At 63.4% G+C, this 21,876-nt stretch carries 17 protein-coding genes; 6 read left to right on the top strand and 11 right to left on the bottom strand.

Annotated elements, in window-relative coordinates; all coding sequences use genetic code 11:
* Positions 1–14 precede the first annotated feature (14 nt).
* Entirely contained in the window at positions 15–404 is a 390-nt protein-coding gene (locus E4631_RS10035) for a hypothetical protein (RefSeq protein ID WP_133658997.1), read from the top strand.
* Positions 405–415: 11 nt separating this feature from the next.
* On the opposite strand, the gene E4631_RS10030 is transcribed toward E4631_RS10035, so the two are convergent.
* Both E4631_RS10030 and hemF read right to left on the bottom strand, forming a co-directional pair.
* A complete protein-coding gene (locus E4631_RS10030; protein ID WP_133658998.1) occupies positions 416–1,006 on the bottom strand; it encodes a phosphatase PAP2 family protein in 591 nt (196 codons plus the stop codon).
* 133 nt (positions 1,007–1,139) lie between these two features.
* Positions 1,140–2,036: an oxygen-dependent coproporphyrinogen oxidase gene (gene hemF, locus E4631_RS10025; protein WP_133658999.1), complete on the bottom strand. Its 897-nt coding sequence runs from the start codon at positions 2,034–2,036 to the stop codon at positions 1,140–1,142.
* A gap of 204 nt (positions 2,037–2,240) precedes the next feature.
* On the opposite strand from hemF, the gene E4631_RS10020 reads away from it, so the two are divergent.
* Complete coding sequence (locus tag E4631_RS10020) at positions 2,241–4,388, top strand: thiamine pyrophosphate-dependent enzyme (protein WP_133659000.1); 2,148 nt, start codon at positions 2,241–2,243, stop codon at positions 4,386–4,388.
* A 135-nt stretch (positions 4,389–4,523) separates the two neighbouring features.
* Here the strand turns inward: E4631_RS10020 and E4631_RS10015 are convergent, their stop codons facing one another.
* A complete protein-coding gene (locus E4631_RS10015) occupies positions 4,524–7,379 on the bottom strand; it encodes a BamA/TamA family outer membrane protein (protein ID WP_133659001.1) in 2,856 nt (951 codons plus the stop codon).
* Between E4631_RS10015 and E4631_RS10010 the strand changes: the two genes are divergently transcribed.
* The gene (locus E4631_RS10010; RefSeq protein WP_133659002.1) at positions 7,370–8,125 is read left to right on the top strand and encodes an RNA methyltransferase; all 756 of its coding nucleotides are present in this window, start codon (positions 7,370–7,372) and stop codon (positions 8,123–8,125) included. The two genes, E4631_RS10015 and E4631_RS10010, sit on opposite strands and share 10 nt — an antisense overlap.
* 96 nt (positions 8,126–8,221) lie before the next feature.
* Here the strand turns inward: E4631_RS10010 and E4631_RS10005 are convergent, their stop codons facing one another.
* From E4631_RS10005 to E4631_RS09980, 6 genes are all read right to left on the bottom strand, one after another.
* The gene (locus E4631_RS10005) at positions 8,222–9,367 is read right to left on the bottom strand and encodes a porin family protein (protein WP_133659003.1); all 1,146 of its coding nucleotides are present in this window, start codon (positions 9,365–9,367) and stop codon (positions 8,222–8,224) included.
* 90 nt (positions 9,368–9,457) lie between these two features.
* Positions 9,458–10,468, bottom strand: coding sequence for a hypothetical protein (locus E4631_RS10000; protein WP_133659004.1), 1,011 nt, complete (start codon positions 10,466–10,468; stop codon positions 9,458–9,460).
* An 11-nt stretch (positions 10,469–10,479) separates the two neighbouring features.
* Positions 10,480–11,019: an RNA polymerase sigma factor gene (locus E4631_RS09995; protein WP_133659005.1), complete on the bottom strand. Its 540-nt coding sequence runs from the start codon at positions 11,017–11,019 to the stop codon at positions 10,480–10,482.
* Positions 11,020–11,185: 166 nt separating this feature from the next.
* A complete protein-coding gene (locus E4631_RS09990) occupies positions 11,186–11,674 on the bottom strand; it encodes a peptide deformylase (protein ID WP_133659006.1) in 489 nt (162 codons plus the stop codon).
* A gap of 117 nt (positions 11,675–11,791) precedes the next feature.
* The gene (locus tag E4631_RS09985; protein WP_166648199.1) at positions 11,792–13,858 is read right to left on the bottom strand and encodes a S9 family peptidase; all 2,067 of its coding nucleotides are present in this window, start codon (positions 13,856–13,858) and stop codon (positions 11,792–11,794) included.
* 198 nt (positions 13,859–14,056) lie between these two features.
* Positions 14,057–15,496 (bottom strand): amidohydrolase, encoded by a 1,440-nt coding sequence (locus E4631_RS09980; RefSeq protein WP_133659008.1) that lies wholly within the window; start codon positions 15,494–15,496, stop codon positions 14,057–14,059.
* 315 nt (positions 15,497–15,811) lie between these two features.
* On the opposite strand from E4631_RS09980, the gene E4631_RS09975 reads away from it, so the two are divergent.
* Positions 15,812–17,311 (top strand): S8 family serine peptidase, encoded by a 1,500-nt coding sequence (locus E4631_RS09975; protein WP_133659009.1) that lies wholly within the window; start codon positions 15,812–15,814, stop codon positions 17,309–17,311.
* Positions 17,312–17,611: 300 nt separating this feature from the next.
* Here E4631_RS09975 and E4631_RS09970 read toward each other — a convergent pair whose 3' ends face one another.
* Entirely contained in the window at positions 17,612–17,974 is a 363-nt protein-coding gene (locus tag E4631_RS09970; protein WP_133659010.1) for a CoA-binding protein, read from the bottom strand.
* A 143-nt stretch (positions 17,975–18,117) separates the two neighbouring features.
* Positions 18,118–19,695 (bottom strand): NAD(P)/FAD-dependent oxidoreductase, encoded by a 1,578-nt coding sequence (locus E4631_RS09965; protein WP_133659011.1) that lies wholly within the window; start codon positions 19,693–19,695, stop codon positions 18,118–18,120.
* 194 nt (positions 19,696–19,889) lie between these two features.
* On the opposite strand from E4631_RS09965, the gene E4631_RS09960 reads away from it, so the two are divergent.
* Together E4631_RS09960 and E4631_RS09955 are read left to right on the top strand one after the other, a co-directional pair.
* Positions 19,890–20,696, top strand: coding sequence for a hypothetical protein (locus tag E4631_RS09960; RefSeq protein WP_133659012.1), 807 nt, complete (start codon positions 19,890–19,892; stop codon positions 20,694–20,696).
* A 202-nt stretch (positions 20,697–20,898) separates the two neighbouring features.
* Positions 20,899–21,873 (top strand): NADP-dependent oxidoreductase, encoded by a 975-nt coding sequence (locus E4631_RS09955; RefSeq protein ID WP_133659013.1) that lies wholly within the window; start codon positions 20,899–20,901, stop codon positions 21,871–21,873.
* Positions 21,874–21,876: the final 3 nt, after the last annotated feature.

Here is a 21,876-nt window from a genome sequence, read left to right as displayed (position 1 = left end):
AATGATAAGCAACTATGGCTTTTAAGTTTTTGCCAGTTGAAAAGCACGTTGGCGTCTGGCGCGTAAAATGGGTATCGCTCGTTATCTGGGTTTTTGCAATAAACACGTTTATGATGCTATCAATCTACTTGGTAGGGCATAAGCTGCCATTAATTGCTCAACATCCAGTGAAGGTGATAGGACAAAACGTTATGCTGTACACAGAGGCTAATACAGGAGCTACCTCTCACGTCGTTACTTCTGTCGAAATGGGTGATATGGTAGACTTAACTGCTATTCAACCCTCCGGTTGGTGCTGCGTAACCCAACTCTCTTCTGGTTTTTCGGGCTACGTGCCACAAGCTTCTTTGCTAATCCCAGATTCAACTCGTGAAGTGGTACCAGCAGGTAAATCGGTTAGATAGCCAGAGCTAAGCTATTTATCGGTTAATAATCCCCCATCCCAGCGCCGGAAGGCCCACGCCGCGCCCGCGCCCAGCGTAGCGCCCACCAGCCAGCCGCCCAGCACGTCGATGGGGTAGTGCGCCGCCAGGTACACGCGGCTGTACGAAATGAGCAGCGCCCACAGAAATACGCCGATTTTGAGGGCGCGAAAGCGGCCGGCGGGCAGCGTTAGGAGCAGAAAAACGGCCAGCCCCATCGAGTTGGCGGCGTGGGACGACATAAAGCCGTATTGCCCGCCGCAGCCATCGGGCAGGTAGAGCTGCGCGGCCAGGTCGGCGGCGTGGCAGGGGCGGGGGCGGGCCGCCCAGGGCTTGAAAATGCGGCTCGTGATGCTGTCGGCCAAGGCCACGGTGGCGGCCAGCAGCGGCACCAGCAGCGCGGCCCGGCGCCGAAAATGGTAGATGAGCCAGCCCAGCAGCACCGCGTAAAACGGAAACCACACCTTAATCTGCGACGCAAACGTCATCACCGCATCCAGGGCTGGGGTGCGCGCGTGGTTGACGGCCAGCAGTACGAGGTGGTCAAAGTCGGTGATTTGGTGTAAGAAGGGGGATAGGGGCATGAAAGTATGGTTGTCATTGCGAGCCTGCGAAGCAATCTTTCCTGGTCGTTGATTTCCGTTTGGCGAATCTGTGCGCCCGGAAGGAAAGATTGCTTCGTCGTTCCTCCTCGCAATGACAACCGACTTTTACGTTCTACACCCACTCCACGCCCTTGCGCAGCCAATTGAGCGTGGTGGCCTCGGGCGAGCCGGCCTCGGGCGGGGCGGGGTTGTAGCTCCAGCCGCAGCGGGGGGGGAGGCTCATGAGAATGCTCTCGGTGCGGCCGCCGGTTTCGAGGCCGAAACGGGTACCGCGGTCGAAGGCCAGGTTGAATTCGGCGTAGCGGTTGCGGCGCAGCGTCTGCCAGGCTTCCTCGCGCTCGGTGAAGGGCAGGGCGTGGTTTTCGGCCATCAGCTCGGCGTAGTAGGGCCCGAAAACCTCGGCCACGTCCTGCACGAAGGCGAATAATTCTTCCACGGTACCGTCCTGGCCCACGGTGAGGCGGTCGAAGAAAATACCGCCTACCCCCCTGGTTTCGTGGCGGTGAGGCAGGTAGAAGTAGTCATCGGCCCAGCGCGTGTACTTGGGATAGTAAGCGGGGTTGTGCTTGTCGCAGGCCGCCTTGAGGCGCTCGTGGAAGCGCCGGGCCTGGGCTTCGTCCACGTAAATGGGCGTCAGGTCGATGCCGCCGCCAAACCACGCCTCGCCGTTGCCGGCCTCAAAATACCGCACATTCATGTGGATGATGGGCACGCGCGGGCTACGCGGGTGCAACACCACGCTCACGCCGGTGGCGAAAAAATGCGGGTCGGGTAGGTGCAGCTGGGCGGCGGCGGCGGCGCTTAATTCGCCCTGCACTTCGGAAAACCCTACCCCCCCTTTTTCGAGGATAGCGCCGCCTTCGAGCACCCGCGAGTGGCCGCCGCCGCCACCGGGCCGCTGCCAGTCGTCTTGCCCAAAGCGGGCGCTGCCGCCGTCGGCGGCTTCGAGCTGGGTGCAGAGGCGGGTTTGAAAATCCTGGAGCCGGGCGGCAATATCGTGGCGGGACATAGGGGGTAGGGGGTGATGGGCAGTGGGTAATCGGTTGTCATTGCGAGCGCAGCGCGGCAATCGCACCAGAACGAGTCGTTCGGATTTCGTGCGGGTGCGATTGCCACGCTGCGCTCGCAATGACAACCGATTAGCGTTTCTCACTTACAAAGGTCGGGCTAAGGCGTAATTTTACCATTCCCACTGGCTCTCCCTACCCTGCCCATGCCCGCTGACGCCTCCGCCGCCCCCCCCGCGGCTACTCCGGCCGTACCCGAAACCAACCTGCTCGCCCGCGCCTACCTGCTCATGCACACGGCCGCCGAAATGGCTGCCCTCTACGAAGCCCAGAAAACCGTGGCCTCCCGCTACGTGCACGCCACCGCCCGCGGCCACGAGGCCGTGCAGCTGGCGGCGGCTTTCCTGCTCACCGAGCACGACTACGCTACCCCCTACTACCGCGACGATGCCCTGCTGCTGGGCCTGGGCCTGCGCCCCTACGAGCTGATGCTCCAGCTCTTAGCCAAGCGCGACGACCCCTTCAGCGGCGGCCGCACCTACTACAGCCACCCCAGCCTGCGGCGGCCGGGCATGCCCATTATTCCGCACCAAAGCTCGGCTACCGGCATGCAAGCCATTCCGGCCACCGGCATGGCGCAGGCTATTAAGTACTTGGAAGGGCAGAAGCTGAAAATCAACCGCGAAGCCCCGGCCAGCGAGCTAGTGCCCGCGGAGGTGGCCAGCCCCACGAGCGCCAAACCCCTGGTGCTCTGCTCTATCGGCGATGGGGCCATGACGGAGGGCGAAGTGAGCGAAGCCCTGCAAATGGCTGTGCTACACCAGCTGCCCATCGTGTACCTGGTGCAGGACAACGACTGGGGTATCTCGGCCACCGGCAAGGAAATGCGGGCAATGGATGCCTACGAGTTTGCCGCCGGCTTTCCCGGCCTGCACCGGGTGCGGGTGGATGGGGCCGACATGGTATCGTCGTACATCGGCCTGCGCGAAGCGTTTTCGCACGTGCGCCAGCGGCGCGGGCCGGCGCTGGTGCACGCCAAGTGCCCGCTGCTGGGCCACCACACCAGCGGCGTGCGCCGCGAGTGGTACCGCGGCGACAACCTCACCGAGCACCAGCTCAACGACCCGCTGCCGCGCCTGCACCGCCGCCTGCGCCACACCGGCGCCAGCGAAGCCGACCTGGTCGCCCTAGTTGAGCAGGCCCGCGCCACCGTGGCCGCCGACTGGGCCGCCGCCCTCGCCGCGCCCGACCCCGACCCCGCCACCTTCGCCGACCACGAGTTTGCGCCGCCCGCCGTGCTGGAAGAAGCCGGCGAGCGCGCCCCCGCCGGCGCCCCCAAAGCGCTGATGGTGGACGCCGCCCTGCACGCCGTGGACGATATTCTGCGGGAGTTTCCCGAGGCCCTATTCTACGGCCAGGACGTGGGCGGCGAGCTGGGCGGGGTATTCCGCGAGGCGGCGCTGCTGGCCAAAAAGTACGGCGACCGGCGCGTATTCAACACGCCCATTCAGGAGGCCTACATTGTGGGCAGCACGGCGGGCATGGCGGCCGTGGGCGTGCGGCCCATCGTCGAGATTCAGTTTGCCGACTACATCTGGCCGGCGCTCAACCAACTGGTCGAAGAGCTGTCGAAGTCGTGCTATCTGAGCCTGGGCAAGTTTCCGGTGCCGGCGCTCATTCGGGTGCCGGTGGGCGCCTATGGAGGGGGCGGGCCCTACCACTCGGGCTCCATCGAAAGCACGCTGCTCACTATCCGCGGCATCAAGGTGGTGTACCCGAGCAATGCCGCTGATATGAAGGGCCTGCTGCGTGCAGCTTTTCTTGACCCTAACCCGGTGGTATTGCTGGAGCACAAGGGCTTATACTGGAGTAAAGTGCCCGGCACCGAAGATGCCAAAACCGTGGAGCCGGCCGCTGGCTACGTCATTCCGCTGGGCCGCGCCGCCGTGGCCCAGGCCGCCGACGCCGACGCCCTGCGCCGGGGTAGCACCTGCGTGGTCATCACCTACGGCATGGGCGTGCACTGGGCCCGCACCGCCAGCCGCGCCTACCCTGGCCGCGTGGAGGTACTCGACCTGCGCACCCTCAACCCCCTCGACTGGGACGGCGTGCGGGCCGCCGTGCGCCGCCACGGCAAAATCCTGGTGCTTACCGAAGAGCCGCTGCTCAACTCCTTCGCCGAAAGCCTGGCCGGCCGCATCCAAACCCACTGCTTCCTGGAGCTCGACGCGCCCGTGCGCACCCTCGGCGCCGCCAACCTGCCCGCTATTCCGCTCAACGTGGAGCTGGAAAAGCAGATGCTGCCCAGCGCCGAAAAAGTGGGGGTAGTGCTGGGCGAGCTGCTGGCTTATTAGAGGCAATACAATACTCGCCTGTCATTGCGAGCAACGCGAAGCAATCGCACCAGAACGACTTGTGCGGGTATCGTTCTGGTGCGATTGCTTCGCGTTGCTCGCAATGACAGACGTTTTTACGTAACCCCTACCCCCTTAAAAAGGATAGCCAAGGCCCACATTGATAACCGTCTGGTTCTTCGTTGCACGCAGCGCATTGCTAATGCGCCAGGGGTCGGGGTCGGTGGGGTCGTAGACCTTGGTGGCGACGTCGAAGCGCAGGATGAGGAAGGTAAAATCCATGCGGATGCCAAAGCCCGAGCCCACTGCAAACTGCTTGTAGAAACGGTCAACCAAAAACTCGGCCCCCGGCCGCTTGGTATCGGATTGCAAGGTCCAGACGTTGCCAAAATCGGTAAAGAGCGCGCCTTTAACGAATGAGTACACGGGGAAGCGATATTCCAGCGAGCCTTCGAGCAGCAGCTCGCCGGGTTGCTCCGTATAGTAGTCGCGGTCGCCCTTGGCAAAGCGCGTGGCGTAGGAGCCGGTGCCCAGGCGGCGGGCCGTCCAGGCGCGTACGCTGTTGGCCCCGCCCGCAAACAGGTACTTGTCGTAGGGCAGAATATAGGGATTGTTAGCCTGTTCGGGCGTGGTGGTGAGGGCGTGCACTACCCCCCCGTTTAGCCGCCAGGCCAGGTAAGTGGTGGGCGATAGCTTGTAGTAGCGGCGGTAGTCGGCCGTGATTTTAGCGAAGTTGTAGACCGAGAGGTCGGTATTCTTAAACCAGCCCGCCTCGCGGTAGAGGCCGCGCGTGAGGCCACCCAGCTCCACAAACAGCCGCAGGTAGTGGGCGTTGCGGGTTTGGGTGAGGTCGTTAGAGTTGTAGAGCGAGGTGAAGCTAAAGCTCGGCTCGTAGATGGGCTGAAACGAGCGGTAGAGCGGGCTGCCCAGCGAGTCGCGCAGGTAGTTGAGGCGCTCTTGGTAAAAAGCGCTGATATTGCGGGTGCGCACCAGGCCCAGGTCGACCGGCGTAAACGTATATTGCTGATAAGCCGACGTGTTCCAGAGATAATCGAAGGTAAGCTCCGTGTTGCTGCGCGTGTAGTAGGTGCTGGAGGTATACGTCGTGGACAGGGCCAGGCGGGTGTGCGGGTTGTAGTTGCGCAGCAGGTCGCCCAGGTGAAAAGGAGCCAGCACCTGGGGTACCAACAGGGCGGCCGTGGTTCCGAACTGCACCGTGTAGGTGGCGGCGATATTGCTACTGTCGCCCACCTGGGCCAGCTGGCCCTCCAGGCCGGCGCGGGCACTCAGCTCCAGCACTTCGGCCCCGCCAAAGGGATTGCGCCACTTCAGGCGCAGGTTGCCGAAAGGCCCCAGCAGGCCGGCCACGTAGGTGCCGCCCGCCTCAGTGGTTTCGGAAAAGCGCGGGTTGGGCGAAGTCGTAATAATAGCATCGAGGTAGCCCGGCGCGGCGGGGGTAGGGGCCGGGCCAGCGGGCGAAGTCGACGTTAGCTGCTGGCTGCTGTCGGCCTCTGCTTCGGAACTGTTTCTAGCTTCCACCTTGCGGTAGCTCAGGGTATTAAACCGGAACATGTCGAGGCTGGAAAGCTGGCGCTGGGTGCGCTGGGTGCGGGTGAGGTTGTAGAGCTGGTTGGGGCGCACGGCTATCTGCCGGGCCAGAATACTGGGGCTGATGGCCGCCGGGCCCCGGCTCAGAAACAGCACCGAGTCCTGGCGCAGGGTATCGCGCGGCACCAGAGCGCGGCCCGTGCGCCGCAGCCGCCGGGCCGCGAGTGTGTCCGATACGGCGGCCGGCGTCACGCCCGCCGGCATGGCCGCCGTGGAGATGCGGCCGGTGCCGGAAGTAGCCGCGCCGGCCGCTACCTGGCCGGGTAGGGTAGTCGTGTCGGCGGCCGCAGCCTGGCGCAGCCGCCGACGGCCCGGCCGGGTTGTGTCGCCCGAGGCCAGCCGCAGCGCCCGCGCCTGGGTCACATCACTTATTACCACCACGTCGCGCAGCCGGTAGGCCCGGTGGCCGCCGGGCGGACTGGCTATTTGCAGGCTGAGCCTCACCTGGCCTTTCTCGAAGCTCGTGTCAGCTTCCAGCGTGATGTACTGGGACCGGAAATCGTAGTAGCCCGCGTTCTTGAGCAGCGTTTCGAGGCGCTGGCGCTCCTGGCCAATGAGGTCCTCGTTGTAGGCATCGCCCACGTGCAGCAGGGTAGCGGCCTGCGCCCGGCTCACCACCTGGGCCACCCCCGAGTCGGGGATGCTGCGCGTGAGCCGGCTCAGCGTAAACCCGTGGCCTTCGGCCACTTCGTAGGTCACCGTCACGAGCCGGTGCAGGCGCCCGCCAGCCGAGTCGCGCAGCGGCACGGGGCGCACGGGCTTGCGCAGGCCCACCGTGCGCAGGGCACTGGCAATGAGGCTGGGCTTGGAGCGGGCCGAGTCGGTGAAGCCCACGTGGGCCCGGAAGTAGCCCTGCGCGCGCAGGTAGGTGGTGAGCTGGTCCACGGTGCGCTGGCTCAGGGTAGGGTCGTAGATGACGGGCGGCTCGCCCAGGCGCATGATGGAGTTGCCCTTTTCCAAGGCCGTGCGCTTGCGGGTCAGGAGGCGGTCGCGGCGGGCCAGCAGCTTGCCGGTGCGCGCCGAGTCGCCCTGGGCATTGGCCAGCTGGTCGGCATACTTGCTCTTGATGCCCGAAATCTTGCGCTCAATGCGCGCCGAATCGTAGAAAGAGTGCCCGAACTGGTAGATGGCCAGCTTCGGAATGGGAATAGTGCGGTTGGGCTTTTGCTGCACCAGCGTCAGCATACGCTCCTGCTGGGCCGTGCTCAGGCCCTCGCTTTCCACCGCTATTTTGGTGAGCAGGCGCTGCTTGGGCCCCAGCAGGCGCAGCGGCGAGCAGCCCACGGCCAGCAGCAGGGCGGCCAGGCCCAGCAGCAGCCAGGCCCCCAGGTGGCCCGGACCGAAGCGCGCCCGGTCGTTACTTTGTCTATCTAATGGTTTCAAAAGCTCTCGCCAAATACGTTCGGTCGCTGCATCAGCGCAAATATCGGCAGCGGCACGCCGCCTTTCTGGTCGAAGGTGCCAAAAGCGTGCTAGAACTGCTCGCCTCGGGCCTCGAAGTCGAGCACCTGCTCGCTACTGCCGCTTTCGCCGCGCACCTGCCCGCCAGTCCCGCCTTCCCGTTGCACCTGGCCACCGAAGACGAGCTGACCCAGCTCGGCACCCTCCAGACTAACGCCGCCGCGCTGGCCGTAGTACGTCGGCCGCCCGCGCCAGCCCTACCCCCCCAGCTGCCCGCCACCCGCCTCGTGCTGGCCCTCGACAACGTGGCCGACCCCGGCAACCTCGGCACCCTCTGGCGCCTGGCCGACTGGTACGGCCTGCCCGGCCTGGTCTTGTCCGAAAACTGCGCCGACCCCTTCAACCCCAAAGCCGTGGCCGCCAGCATGGGCGCCTTCGGCCGGGTGCCCGTGTGGGCCGACGTGGACCTGCCCGCCTGGCTTCAAGCCTTACCCGAAGGGGTAGGGATATTTGGCGCTGACCTCGAAGGCGATAACGTGCACAAGCTGCACCTACAACCAGCCGGCGTGCTGGTGATGGGCAGCGAGAGCCATGGCCTCAGCCCGGCCGTGGCTGCGCAGCTTACCAGCCGGCTGCACATTCCGCACGGGCCGGGGGGTAGGGCCGAAAGTCTGAACGTAGCCGTGTCGGCCGCCATCCTGCTGGATAACTTTTTTCGGAATATGTAGCGTAAGCTTTAGCTTGCGAGCGAGCGTCAGCGAGCAGGCAGAACTGCGCGGTTCCGCTCTGCTCGCTGGCGCTCGCGCACGAAATGAAACTTCGCGCTACTGGAGCAGGCGCAGGCCGAAGCTCAGCGTTTGGGCCTGAATTCCCTGGCCATCGCGGAAGAGGGGGTTGAGATTATACTTAGCGAAGAAAGTCAGCGACTTGATACCAATTATGCCTTGTAGGCCATACTGCCAGTCGTTGAGGTTGTACGAGCCGTAGTCTTTATCCTTATAGGTCGTGTTTTCCTCGAAATACTTAAGCTTAGTCCAGCTGGCTAGGCGGTAGCCCACAAAGCCCCCCGCGCCCAGGTGAAAGTGGCTGTTGCCGTGGGTGTTGAGCTGAAGCATCAGGGGCACAGTGAGGGTAGAAGTTGCTAGCTTGGTTTTTTGGTACTGCCGGCCGCTAGTTTCGAGCGCCACGCTGGTCAAGCCATTCTGGTTCACCCACTTGTGATTGCCTTCGAGCATGTAGTTATTAAACGCAAATTCGGGGCCGACCATCAGGTAGAGCGGGCTGCGCCGGGCGCCTAGCCGCTGCTTGAAATTAAAGCCGAGATTGACGTAGCGCGAGCCACCGGTACGCAGGTCGAGCGGGCTGGTAGGTATCTGCCCGGCCGGCGTTGCGCGGTCGATATGGTTATTAACGAGTGCGTTAAGGCCTAGGTCAAATATAAAGTCTGTCGAAGAAGACTTGCGGTCGTTGCGCGCCTCGCGCATCGAGTCGCGCTCGGCTTGGCGGTCGGCCCGTCTGGCGGCGGCGCGGGGCTGGTCGTTGGTTTTACCATCGATATTAACTACCACGCCAAATTTCTTTTCCAGCAGCACTTCCACCCGGTTGCTGGGACCGTAGGCGCCAGCCGCGGCCTTGTGGGTCGTGATGCGGATTTCCTCGGGCAGGCTCTGGCCAGGCTGGTCCTCGTTGGGGTGAAACACGCTGGTCAGGCGCTCGGTACCAGCCACTTTGGCGGCCGCATCGGCCCGCTCGATGTAGCCGCCCAGCCGCGCCACCAGCGAGTCGAGGTGGTACTGCGGCAGTTGGCGCAGCTGCTGGGCATCGCGCACCACCAGCGTCATCACGGCCTTGTTGGGCAGGCGTAATACAATGGTATCGGTGGGGGTAGGGGCCAGCACGCGGGCCTGGGCCACCACGGTAGAAATTGCAAACAAGACGCCGCAAGCAGCAAAAAAAACAGCAGGTTTCATGGGTGAAAATCGGTTAGAATAGACAAGATGAGGGTAGGCAGCCTCGGGTGAGGCCACAAAAAAGGCAAACTAACGGCGCTGGCTGGCGCCCTACAATTGAATGGTTCTGCTCACGGTGCGGCCGCCGAGGCGGGCCTGCACAGTCAGGCTTTCGGGCAAGCCGGTGGCCTCGGCCAGGCTCACTGGCTCGCCGTGCACCAGGTGGTCGGCCTGGCGCAGCAGCCCGCCGAGGCGGAGCCGCCGCCGGGGCTGGTCGGCCGCCGGGCTGGGCGCGGTGGCCACTACCGCTTGGGCGGCCGGGCGGGCCGGCGCGGGGCCGCGCCGCACATCTACCTCAATAATATCGGGCGGGGCCATCATGGCAATCAGCGCGGGTAGTTGGCGGGAGGCCGGTAATTCCGGCGCTTCGGGGGGGGTAGGCGGTTGCGGCTGGCCTGCCGGGATGGTCCGCTTCCCGGTGGTGGCCAGCACCCCGGCGGCCGCGTCCGGCCGCCGGGTCTTAGCTTGAATGCTGCTAGCTGCATGGGGCACCGTGGCGGGGCGGCGCGGCCGGGTAGTAGTGGCTATCGGGATGCTAGATGGTGCAAGGCGGCTGGCCGTTGCCTGGCTGGTTGATTTTTCCTGAACTTTATTTTCTGATTGAGCTATAGTGTTAGTAGGTAAGCTATTGCTTATCAATTGGCCCGAAGCTGTCGTAGCTGCCGCCCCCGCGCTAGTAGCTACGGCCACCGCCGAAGAGCCGGCCGCCGGCCGCACCGCCGGCTTGCTTACGGCCAGGGCGGGGCGCTGGCCCAGGTAGCCGCCGCGCCACAGGCCGCCGGCCAGCAGCGCCAGCAGCAGCATGGCCGCAGCCGAGAGCTGCCACCAAGCCACTACCCCCCGCCGGCGGCGCGGCTCGGGGTGCAGGTGCTCGTCTTCGAGGCGCTCCCACAGCTCGCGGCGGGGCTGGGAAGCATGGCTCCCCAGCCCCGTCCGGAACAGGTTGTCCAGGCGCTCGGCCTCGGCCAGCTCGGCCAGGCGGCGCTGCAGGTCAGCGCCCGGCGGCGTGGCGTGCTGTCCCAGCTGCTGCCGGAAAAGGTCATCGAGATTATCAGAAGGCATATACTAATGGGCTAAAAAGACGTGGTTTGCGGCGCTAGCCGGCGTTGCAGCATGGCCCGCGCCTTGCTGAGCTGCGACTTGCTGGTGCCCTCCGAAATACCCAGCGCCTCCGCAATTTCGAGGTGCGAGTAGCCTTCCAACGCATAGAGGTTGAACACGGCCCGGTAGCCGGGGGGTAGGGTTTGCAGCAGGGCCAGCAGCTCGTCGGCCTGCAGCTGGGTGTCGGCGGTGGCGGGGGTGCTGGCCAGGTTTTCGGGCTGGGCAAAGTCCTCAAACGAGAGGTGCAGCGGCTCGCGGCGGCGCAGCTCCATCAGGGCCTGGTTGACCATAATGCGCCTAATCCAGCCCTCGAACGAGCCCTCCTGCCGAAACGTGGGCAGTGCCTGAAACACCTTGGCAAAGCCCAGCAGCAGCGCCTCCTCGGCGTCTTCGGGGCGCTTGAGGTAGCGGCGGCACACTGTCAGCATCAGCCCCGCAAACTGGTTGTAGAGGTGGCGCTGGGCGCGGGGCTCGCCCCGCAGGCAGGCGGCGATGAGGTCGGGCTCAGTCACGATAAAGAGTAGGGGTAGGGCAGCGGCGAAAGGTTGTTTGGGGCGTTAGATGCGGCGCGGGGGGTAGGGGTTGCCTGGCAAGGTAGAAAAGTAGCATCCAGACGCAAAAAAGGCTTCGATGGGTCATCGAAGCCGTTGGGTAGGGCGTGCCACGGCGCAGGCATTCTTATGGCCGCCAGCGAAACGACTGGCCATCAAGGGCCCGCATGGTACACAAAATGCCGTCGAGGTGGTCGCACTCGTGCTGCAGCAGCTCGGCTACGGCGCCCTGCACGGGCCAGCGCTGCGGCTGCCACTGGGCGTCGCGATAGGTCACGGTCAGGGCCTCGTGGCGCCGCACCCGCACCAGCAGGTTCGGAAAGCACATGCAGTCGTCCCACATGTCAAACGTTTCTGCGCTCAACTCGCCCAGCTCGGGGTTGAGCAGCACGTGGGGCTGGCCATCGAGGTGCAGATACACCAGCCGCTTCATGATGCCGAGCTGCGGAGCCGCGATGCCGCGCCCAAAGTGGTATTTGGCGCGCACTTCCTGCATCACGTTATGCAAATCGGCTACCCAGCCGGCTACCAGCGGCAGGTCGGCTTCGGTCACGGGCGCGCATACTTCATAGAGGCGCGGGTCGCCGAGCAGCAGCAGGTCAGCCAGGGTTTTCATAGAAAAAACAGGGGGTAGTGGCGGTAAATAGTAGCGCGGACTTTGTAGTTCGCGGCCCCGCGCCAGTCTGGTCGTTCTGGGCCGCGAACTACAAAGTCCGCGCTACTGCTTATGGTCCTAATTCGACCCCGTGCGCGGCACTTCGGCGCGGCCGCCGGGCTGCAAATACGTGTCCATCCAGTCGAGCCAGTAACGGTTGCGCTCGCGCTGGCGCACGGGGTCGCTGGCGTTGTGCGCGGCCACCGGCCAGGCGATAAATTTGGTCGTTACGCCGTTGTCTTTCAGCGCGTGAAACAGCTTGTACGACTGCGTGATGGGTACCCGTGGGTCGGCCGTATTGGCCAGAATGAGGGTGGGCGTGCGGATGCGACTGGCCAGCGTGATGGGCGACTGCTCGCGGTAGTTCAGGGCGTTGGCTTCGCTCAGCCAGGGCGACTCGCCCACGGCGGCGGCCCGCTGGATGTTGCTGTCGCCCAGGTTGTACTGGTCGAGCCAGTCGGTAACGGCCGCGCCGGCCACGGCCGCCTTCCACTGCGCGGGGTAGTGGCCAATGAGCCAGGTGGTCATGTAGCCGCCGTAGCTCCAGCCGCTCACCCCAATGCGGGTGGTATCTACCAGGCCGCTGCGCTTTAGCTGGGCCAGGCCGGCCATCACGTCGCGGCCGGGGCCGGCGCCCGCATCCTTATAAATGGCGGCCTTATAGGCGTTGCCCAGGTTGTCGCTACCCCGGTAGTTGGGCTCAAACACGAAGTAGCCCCGGCCCGCAAACAATTGCGAAAGCGAAGAAAACGTGGCCGTAGAAGCCGCCGTGGGCCCGCCGTGAATAACGAGCACCAGCGGGTAGGTCTTGCCCGCCACGTAGTTGGCCGGGTAAGTCAGCTCACCGTCGCTGGTCAGGCCGTCGCACTGCCAGGTCAGGGTTTGGGCCTTGCCCAATTGCAAGTCCTTCACAGCGTGGTTGAAGTCGGTGAGGCGCTTGGGCTTGGCCGTGGTTGAGGCCAGGTAAAACAGCTCGGCCGGTTGGCCGGGGTCGGTGCCGATGAAGGCAATACTGCCCGTGCGGCTCACGTCCGCATCGACCCAAAACGACCAGTTCGGGCTCACCGAGCCCAGGTTGAGCTTGCGGGCCGCGCCACCCTTCAGCGGTTGCACCCACAGCGAGGTGTGGGCGCCATCAAGGCCGCCCAGCAGCACCGACTTGCCATCGGGCAGCCAGATGCTGCGAAACACGTCGCGGTCCAGCGTTGGCGTCAGGCTCTTACCCTCGCCGCCGGCTGTCGGCGATACCCATATTTCGTTGATGTTCATAGTATTGCCCTGGCGCGGATACCAATAGGAAATCTGCGAGCCATCGGGCGAAAACGCGGGGTAGCCCTCCAGCAGCTTGCGCGTAGTGAGCGGGTGCACCGTGCCCTCAGCCACGTTCAGCACCTGAACAGTGCGCTGGTTGCCATTGCCCGAGTGGGGGGTAGGCACCTGCACGAAGGCCAGCGACTTGCCATCGGGGCTCCACGTAAGCGGCGACGACGGCGCCCCCGGCGGAATCGTCACCGGCAGGCTCCACGCGCCCGAGGTCAGGCGCTTGGGCTCGCCGCCGGCCGCCGGCAGCAGCCAAATGTGCGAGGCCGTGGGCGCCGCGCTCAGAAACAAGTCGTTATTACCCACCTCAAACGCGTCGTAGCCCTTGTCTACCGGCCCGGCCGCGTTGGTCGGCTCGTCGGCCGTCACGAAGGCCAGCGCGCTGCCGTCGGGCCGCCAGGCGTAGTGCTGCACAGATTTCTTGAGGTGCGTGAGCTGGCGCGCCTCGCCGCCCGCCAGCGGCTGCACAAATAGCTGCAACGCTGCCTCCTTGCCCGTTCCGGTTTTGGCCAAGTAAGCCAACTCCTGGCCGCTGGGCGACCACCGGGGCTGGGTCAGCCCATTCTTATTGGCCGCCAGCACGCGCTGCTCGCCGGTAGGCACGGCCACCAGCACCACGCCCGTCAGGTAGCGGTCCTCGGCGTAGTCGGGCGTCGAGGTCACCACCGCAATGCGCTTGCCATCGGGCGAAAACTGCGGGTCGGAGAGGCCCGTCAGCTTGGCCAGGTCGGCCAGCTCGAAGGGATGCTGCTGGGCGCGCAGGCCGGGGGCAGCCAGCAGGGCCAGGGCCAGCGCGAGCGCCCGCCAGGGGTAAGCGTTTGTCATAGGGGTAGGGGGAAAGGGAGGAGGGGAAAGCGTTACTGGATGGTGTGCCTGCTGCAAAAAGGAAAAAAGAACGTCATGCTGAACGCAGTGAAGCATCTCTACCGCTTCCTCCGCGCAGTTCAACGAAGCGGTAGAGATGCTTCACTGCGTTCAGCATGACGGCCTGACTGGCGGGGCTCTCAGTTTCCTGCCCAGCCATTAATCCCGATAATTCAGCGCTGGCTTGCGGTTGCCCAGCAGCGGCTTGTACACGTAGCTGCCCACTTTCTGCTTAAGCTCTTCTTTGGCTTTGGCCACCAGCTCGGGGGTAGTAAAAAGGTCGATAGCCGTGAGGGTCATGGTCTTGGCCGCCACCATCATGCCCTTGCTGCCGATATCCTTGCCGCTGCACGCCACGGCCTGCCAGCTGTGGGCGGGCGTGCCGGGTATCCAGGTGGCGGCTTGCAGGCCCACGGTGGGCACCACGTAGCTCACGTCGCCCACGTCGCTGCTGCCGCCCAGGTCGTGCGGCGTGTAGGGCTCCACGGCGGCGGCCTGCGCCACGGGCGGCGCGGGGGCACCCAGCGACTGCTGAATCTGCTGGCCGAAGGCGGCTTCTTCGGGCGTGTAGGTCACGCCGCCCACCTGCTCCAGGTTGGCTTGCAGGGCGTGGGCCAGGGTTTCGTTGATGAGCAGGTCGTGGGTGCCGCCCACTATCTCGTAGTCCATGGTGGTGCCGGTGCCCAGCGCGGCGCCCTCGGCGGCCTTCACCACCCGCTCGAAGATGGCCTGCACGTCGGCCCGGTTGGGGTGGCGCACGTAGTAGTACACCTCCGCAAAGTCGGGCACCACGTTGGGGGCCTTGCCGCCGCTCGTGATGACGTAGTGAATGCGCGTTTCCTGGGGCACGTGCTCGCGCATCATGTTCACCATATTGTCCATCGCCTCCACGCCGTCGAGGGCGCTGCGGCCGCGCTCGGGGGCCGCCGCTGCGTGCGCCGCAATGCCGTGAAACCTGAATTTGGCCGACGAGTTGGCGATGTACTTGCCCACCATCGTGGCGTTTTCGCTGCTCGGGTGCCAGTGAATCACCGCATCTACGCCCTGAAACAGGCCCTCGCGCACCATGTACACCTTGCCGCTGCCGCCTTCCTCGGCCGGGCAGCCATACACCTTCACGGTGCCGTGCAGCTTGCCTTCCTTGAGTAGCTTCTTGATTTCGAGGCCCGTGGCCACGCTGGCGGTGCCAAACAGGTTGTGGCCGCAGCCGTGGCCCGCGTTCTGGCCGGCAATGGGCGTTTTCTCCGCCACCGCCTGCTGGGCCAGGCCGGGCAGCGCGTCAAACTCGGCCAGCACCCCAATCACCGGCTGCCCGCTGCCGTAGGTGGCCACGAAGGCCGTGGGGATGCCCGCTACCCCCGCCTGCACCGCGAAGCCGTTGTCGCGCAGCGTCTTCTGCAGCAAGGCCGAGCTCTGGGTTTCCTTGTAGCCCACCTCGGCAAAGCCCCAGATGCGCTGGGCCAGCTGCCGGTAGTCGGCGTAGTGCGCCTGCAAGTCCTGGGTGGCTTCGGCTTTGAGCGCTGCCGGGGGGGTAGGAGCCGCCGGCCGGAACGCCAATAGTCCGGCACCCAGCAGCCCGAGTAAGTAGGGGTATTTCATTGAATGAGAAGGTAAGAAGTCGCTAAAAGTAAGCAGGCCGGTGTTTTTTTTGCCCGTTTTAGGCTAATAATTTAGTGGGATATTGCTAAGCTGTTCTTTTATGTAAAAGCTTGTATGCATGCCTATTAACCACTAGCAATATGGACTTGGCTTCAAGCCAGCGGGATGCAGGATAAAGGAAAAACAAGGGTGGTTTTATGAGTTTGCAGTGAGTGAGTAGGTTTTATTTTAGTAGATTTGGCCACAGTGCCACTTACCTGCTCGTTGAGTCCGGTATTCTCAACAACCTCTTTTCCACAACCACAATCACAACCCATGCGTCAAACTTTTTCCCCGCGCACGTTTCTCCCCTTACTTGGCCTTGGCCTGCTGGGCACCTTCGGGTGCAGCAAAGAGAACCCTACCCCCACGGCCAGCCTCAGCGCCGACACTACCCAGCAAGATGCCCAGGCCACACCCGGCTTTGTGCTACGCGCCAAGCAGTACGTTATCATCGCCTCCGGCGACCAGCTGCCGGCCGATATCAGCGCCAAAACGGCGGCCGCCAATGGCAAGCTCACCGCCTTGCTCCAGGAAGTAGGGGTAGCCATTGCCACTTCCGACGACCCCAACTTCGCGGCCAAAGCAGGTAAAATCGCGGGCGTACGCTCGGTGGTGCACGACTTCACCTACCAGGGCTTCGAGCCCCAGCCCGACCGCGCCGCCCAAACCCTGCCCGACAACGTGAACCCGCCGAGCACCGGCGACAGCAACCCGCTCTTCCCGCTGCAGTGGGGCGCCACCGCCATTGAGGCCCCCGAAGCCTGGAACACCGGCAACCAGGGCCAGGGCGTGCTGGTGGCCGACCTCGACGGAGGCTTCGAGCTAAACCACCCCGACTTGAAGGATAACATCGTGGGTAGTAAGTCGTTTGTGCCCGGCGAGCCGGCCCAGTTCGTGGGCACGGGCTTCAGCCACGGCACGCACACGGCCGGCACCATCGCGGCCGTAGACAACAATATCGGCGTTATCGGCATTGCTCCCAAAGCCAAGCTCTTGCTGGTGAAGGTGCTGGGCGATAGCGGCTCGGGCTCGTTTTCCTGGCTCATCCAGGGCATCGTGTACGCCACGCAGCAGCACGCCGACGTCATCAACATGAGCCTGGGCGCGGCCCTTCCGCACCACGACAAGTATATCGACGACCAGGGCAACGTGGTGAACGACACCAAAGCCATTCAGGAGCTGCTCGTGGCCCTGAGCAAAGCCACCAGCTACGCCACTAAAAACGGCGTAACCCTCATTGCCGCAGCCGGCAACGATGCCAATAATGGCAACAAGGACCAGTCGCTGGTCAACATTCCGGCCGATGCTACGGGCGTTATCTCCATCTCGGCCACGGCCCCGATTGGCTGGGCCCTGGCCCCGCTGACCGCTAATCTGGACCGCTTCGCCTCGTACTCTAACTATGGGACCCCGGCCATCAGCTTCGCCGCTCCCGGCGGCGACTTTGCCTACCCCGGCAACGAGATAGTGGTCTTCCGCGGCGTGCGCCAGTACGTGTGGGCACTGGATATGGTGCTGAGCACGGGCCGCGTCACGACGGTAAACGGCGTGCCCAGCGGTAGCTACACCTGGTCGGCCGGCACCAGCATGGCCGCCCCGCACGCCACGGGCGTAGCCGCCCTCATTATCGGCAAAAACGGCGGCGACATGGACCCCGCCAAAGTGGAGGCCGCCCTGCGCGCCTCGGCCGACGACCTGGGCAAGCCCGGCCGCGACCCCTACTACGGCTACGGCCGCGTGAACGCCTACCGCGCCGTGGCCCTGCCCAACTAAGCAGGGGTAGGCACTTCGCCAAAAAAAGAGGACCTGCCGCAGCCACTCAACTGAGTGGCTGCGGCAGGTCCTCTTTTGATTTGCCTGGGAGCCATTACGTAATCGGTCAGCAGCAACTGCACATTGACTGCTAAGCTCTTGACAGCCAATAATAAGCTAGTTAAAATGGCTCTTTAAAGTAGCATACAGAAAGCTAGTTGCTTCTGCGTCTTCTGCGCAAACCTCTGCGGCTTCTGCAGGCTGAAAACTCCTGGTACTGCATGCCAATTTAACTTGTCAGTTCAGCCAGTAGCTTACTACCTACTTCTCATACTGCCCCACGCTCAGCATCACCAGCGTGCAGGCTTCCTCGGTTTGAATGCCGGCGGCCTGGGCCTTTTGCTCTAGCTCGGGGTTTTCGGTGCCGGGGTTGAAGATGATGCGGCGCGGCTTGAGGCTCAGGATGTAGTCATACCAGCCGGGCTGATTTTGCGGGCCCACGTAGAGCGTTACGGTGTCGATGCCGGCTTCCTGGGGCCGGTCGGTGTGAATAGGTACGCCGGCCACCTGGCCTTTGCGAATGCCGACGGGCACCACCTCGTGGCCGTGGCGCTTGAGCGCGTGCACGGCCTTGTAGGCGTAGCGGTCGGGGTTATCGGTAGCTCCTAAAACTAAAGTCTTCATGGTTTTTTAAGTTAATAATCGTTGTCATGCAGAGCGCAGCGAAGCATCTCGCCCGTGCCGTTGAATTGGTAACCCGTTTACGTTAGACTCGTTGTCATGCAGAGCGCAGCGAAGCATGACAACGAGTCTAACGTAAACGGGTTTTACCGCCCCACGGATACAGCCAGCGCTTCCGCCACGCGCTCGCCGTCCATTGCCGCGCTCACGATGCCGCCCGCGTAGCCCGCGCCCTCGCCGCAGGGGTAGAGGCCCGCCACCACTGGGTGGCGCAGGGTGTCATTGTCGCGCGGGATGCGGACGGGCGACGAGGTGCGGCTCTCGACGCCCACAATCTGCGCCTCGTTGGTGGCGAAGCCGGGGATTTTGCGGCCGAAGGCGCGGAAGCCCTGCCGCAGCCGCTCGCTGAGGGCGGGGCCGAGCACGGCGTCCATCTCCACGCTCACCAGGCCGGGCTGGTAGCTGGTTTCGAGCAGGGTAGGGGACAGCTTTTGTTGGAGAAAGTCACCCAGGCGCTGGGCGGGGGCCAGCTGGGTGTTGCCGGCGAGCTGGCAGGCGCGCTGCTCTATTTCCTGCTGCAAGCGCAGGCCGGCCAGCACGCCGTGGCGGGCCACGTCCATGTCGGCCAGCTCCACGGCCGCCACGATGCCCGAGTTGGCAAAGCGCGAGTCGCGGCGGCTGGGGCTCATGCCATTCACCACCACCTCGCCGGGCGCGGTGGCCGCCGGCACGATGAAGCCGCCGGGGCACATGCAAAACGAAAACACGCCGCGCTGGGCGTCGCGCACCTTGGTTTGCTCCACCAGCGCGTAGCTGGCGGCGGGCAGCAGGCCGCGCTCGGGCCGCCCGTACTGCGCCGCGTCGATGAGGCTTTGCGGGTGCTCCACGCGCACGCCCAGCGCAAAGGGCTTGGCCTCGATGGCCACCCCGCGCCGGTGCAGCAGCTCGTAGATGTCGCGGGCCGAGTGGCCGGTGGCCAGCACGGTGGCCTCGGCCTCCAGCGCCTCGCCGGTGTGCGTGACTACGCCGCGCAAGTGGTTGTTTTTCAAGATTAAATCTTCGACCCGCGTCTCAAACCGCACCTCGCCGCCGGCCTCGATGATGGCATCGCGCAGGCTCTGCACCACGGCGGGCAGCTTGTTGGTGCCGATGTGGGGGTGGGCATCGACCAGGATATCGGGGGTAGCGCCGTGCTGCACCAGCCGCCGCAGGATGCGGCCCACGTCGCCGCGCTTGGTGGCGCGGGTGTAGAGCTTGCCATCGGAGTAGGTGCCCGCGCCGCCCTCGCCAAAGCAGTAGTTCGAGTCGGGGTTCACGAGGTGCTCTTTGTTGAGGGCGGCCAGGTCGCGGCGGCGGGTGCGCACGTCCTTGCCGCGCTCCAGCACGATGGGCCGGATGCCCAGCTCGATGCAGCGCAGCGCCGCAAACAGCCCCGCCGGCCCCGCGCCCACGATGAGCACTCGCCGCCGCGCATGCCGCACGTCGGGGTATTCAAACCACGGCCCCAGCAGCTCGCGGGCGGGGGCGGGCGTGGCGCGGTCGTACACGTCGGCCCGCAGGCGGATGAGCGGCCGGCGGCCCCGCGCATCGAGCGAGCGCTTGCGAATGTGCACGAAGTCGGCTTCGCCGGGGCGCAGGCCGGCGGCGGCCAGAATGGCCGCGTAGCGGGCCAGCTCGTCGTAGGCCACCTCGGGGGGTAGGGCCAGGTCTAGTTCTTGTTTCATACAGCAGGCGAACGGGAGTTAGCCGTTAAGCAAGCGCAAATTTACGATGGGGGGCGGGATGGGTGGGGTAGTGGGGTTGGGCTAGTTCTGGCTTATACTTGCGGGTGTCAGGCCAATACTAGGTTGATAATCGCTAAAAATATTCAGTGCAATAGCGATAATAAGTGTGTTGCAATTAGTTAAACTCAATAAGCATGAAGAACATTGATAAATACAAGAGCGACTTGAAGCTCCTAATTGAAAAAGGTGACAAATTGGATACTTCCATAAAATATAGTTTATATCCAGAAGAGGTTAAAAAGCAAATTAAGGCAGTCATTAAAGATGATAAAGAAGTAAAAGAATACATAAGTAACATTCTTCCTTTTGGTAGAGAATACCAAAGTTGGTATTCAGAATCATTAGTTATTATTAAACAGCTATTGCCAGATAGGTTAACTGATTTTACAAAGCTTTTTGAAAAACCTAAAACAAGGAAATCAATCGAGTATGGTAATTACGTAATAGAAGATTATCTTCAAAATTTAACTGTTACCTCTTATGGAAATAAAAAAGTCGGTCCGGATGCTGCTGTAAGTCAGTTTGAGCAGCAGCTCAACATTTTGAAATCAGTTGAACGAAGGTTTGAGAGTTCGCTTTTTGATATCAGGCAACTGGTGCAAGCGGACTTATTTGATAGCGAACTCGAAGCGGCAAAAGAGCTTAATAAAAATAAGTTTACCAGAGGCGCTGGTGCAATTGCGGGTGTTGTTCTCGAAAAGCATTTAGCACAAGTAATGATAAATCATAGTCTCAAGATTGCTAAGAGTCATCCCTCAATATCAGACCTGAATAATGCATTGAAATCTTCTGAAGTATATGATACCCCAACCTGGAGAAAGATTCAATATCTAGGAGATATTAGAAATTTATGTGACCATAATAAGGATAAAGAGCCTAAAAAAGAGGAGGTTGAAGAATTAATATCCGGAGTTGGCGCAATTATTAAAACAGTGTACTAAATACGATTATGACTTGCCCGCCTGCCCCGCTTCCTCCGCCACCTGGCGGCCCTAGCTGCTACGGGCAGCCTGGGGTTGTGAGCGGGCGGCGGGCTAGCGGCCGGGCGGCGGCATTTTGGCTAAGACAAAGGGCATTTTGCGTAAACCTGCTTTTCGGGGGGTGATGACCTTTGTATCGTCATCAACCAGAAAAAAAGCTCGTATGAAAGCAGTAACAATCAAGGCCTTTGGCGGCCCGGAAGTGCTCCAGCTAGTAGATGCCCCGCGCCCCGTGCCGGCGGCCGATGAGCTCCTGATTAGCGTGTATGCCAGCGGCGTAAACCCGGTCGATTGGGTAATTCGGGACGGCAGCAACGAGATGATGCGGTCGTTTTTTCAGCTGCCCCTGACCCTGGGCTGGGATGCGGCCGGCGTGGTGGCCGAAGTCGGGAGCGCGGTCACCGGCTTTCAGCCCGGCGATGCCGTGTACGGGGTGCCCAATTTCCCCGGCAACGGCAGCTACGCCGAGTATTGCGCGGCCAAGGCCAGCCAGTTTGCCTGCAAGCCCCAGCGCCTGAGCTTCAACGAGGCGGCGGGCGTGCCGCTGGCCGGCCTCACGGCCTGGACGGGCCTCTTCGGCCACGGCCAGGTGCGGGCCGGCCAGCGCGTGCTCATTCAGGGCGCGTCGGGGGGGGTAGGGGGCTTCGCGGTGCAGTTTGCCAAGGCCAAAGGGGCCTACGTTATCGGCCTCGCCTCGGCCGGCAACCTCGAATACGTCAAGCAGTTGGGGGCCGATGAGGCGCTCGACTACCGGGGCCAACCGTTTGAGGAGCTGGTGCGCGACATGGACGTGGTGCTGGAAGCCTCGCCCCAGCGCGACAACCGCGAGCGCCTCAAGGCGGTGGCCGTGCTCAAGCCCGGCGGCATCTTCGTGAGCGTCAACGTCGATGCGCCGTTTGACGAAACCGTGCTGGCCGCCCTGGCCCAGAAGCAGGCCACCGGCGAAATGGCCCCCAACCAGCCCCGGCAAGACTGGCTAACCGAAATCGCCGCGCTCATCGACGCCGGCCAGGTGCGGGTGGTGGTCAGCCAGGTGTATCCGCTGGCGGAGGTGGCCGCCGCCCACCGCGAAAGCCAAACCTGGCACGTGCGCGGTAAATTGGTGCTGGAAATCAGAAAAGAGGACGAGCCCGCATGAGGC

The organism is Hymenobacter sp. UV11, from assembly GCF_004684095.1.
Lineage (GTDB): Bacteria > Bacteroidota > Bacteroidia > Cytophagales > Hymenobacteraceae > Hymenobacter.
Note: the sequence above shows the minus strand (reverse complement) of the source record. Positions and strands in the feature narration are given on the sequence as shown.

Coding starts and splice junctions, on each gene's coding strand:
- E4631_RS10030 (WP_133658998.1), bottom strand. CDS start 1,006: ATGCCCCTATCCCCCTTCTTACACCAAATCACCGACTTTGACCACCTC.
- E4631_RS10010 (WP_133659002.1), top strand. CDS start 7,370: ATGGTTTCAAAAGCTCTCGCCAAATACGTTCGGTCGCTGCATCAGCGC.
- E4631_RS10005 (WP_133659003.1), bottom strand. CDS start 9,367: ATGAAACCTGCTGTTTTTTTTGCTGCTTGCGGCGTCTTGTTTGCAATT.
- E4631_RS09965 (WP_133659011.1), bottom strand. CDS start 19,695: ATGAAACAAGAACTAGACCTGGCCCTACCCCCCGAGGTGGCCTACGAC.
- E4631_RS10035 (WP_133658997.1), top strand. CDS start 15: ATGGCTTTTAAGTTTTTGCCAGTTGAAAAGCACGTTGGCGTCTGGCGC.
- E4631_RS09955 (WP_133659013.1), top strand. CDS start 20,899: ATGAAAGCAGTAACAATCAAGGCCTTTGGCGGCCCGGAAGTGCTCCAG.
- E4631_RS09980 (WP_133659008.1), bottom strand. CDS start 15,496: ATGAAATACCCCTACTTACTCGGGCTGCTGGGTGCCGGACTATTGGCG.
- E4631_RS09985 (WP_166648199.1), bottom strand. CDS start 13,858: ATGACAAACGCTTACCCCTGGCGGGCGCTCGCGCTGGCCCTGGCCCTG.
- E4631_RS09970 (WP_133659010.1), bottom strand. CDS start 17,974: ATGAAGACTTTAGTTTTAGGAGCTACCGATAACCCCGACCGCTACGCC.
- hemF (WP_133658999.1), bottom strand. CDS start 2,036: ATGTCCCGCCACGATATTGCCGCCCGGCTCCAGGATTTTCAAACCCGC.
- E4631_RS09975 (WP_133659009.1), top strand. CDS start 15,812: ATGCGTCAAACTTTTTCCCCGCGCACGTTTCTCCCCTTACTTGGCCTT.
- E4631_RS09990 (WP_133659006.1), bottom strand. CDS start 11,674: ATGAAAACCCTGGCTGACCTGCTGCTGCTCGGCGACCCGCGCCTCTAT.
- E4631_RS10020 (WP_133659000.1), top strand. CDS start 2,241: ATGCCCGCTGACGCCTCCGCCGCCCCCCCCGCGGCTACTCCGGCCGTA.
- E4631_RS10000 (WP_133659004.1), bottom strand. CDS start 10,468: ATGCCTTCTGATAATCTCGATGACCTTTTCCGGCAGCAGCTGGGACAG.
- E4631_RS09960 (WP_133659012.1), top strand. CDS start 19,890: ATGAAGAACATTGATAAATACAAGAGCGACTTGAAGCTCCTAATTGAA.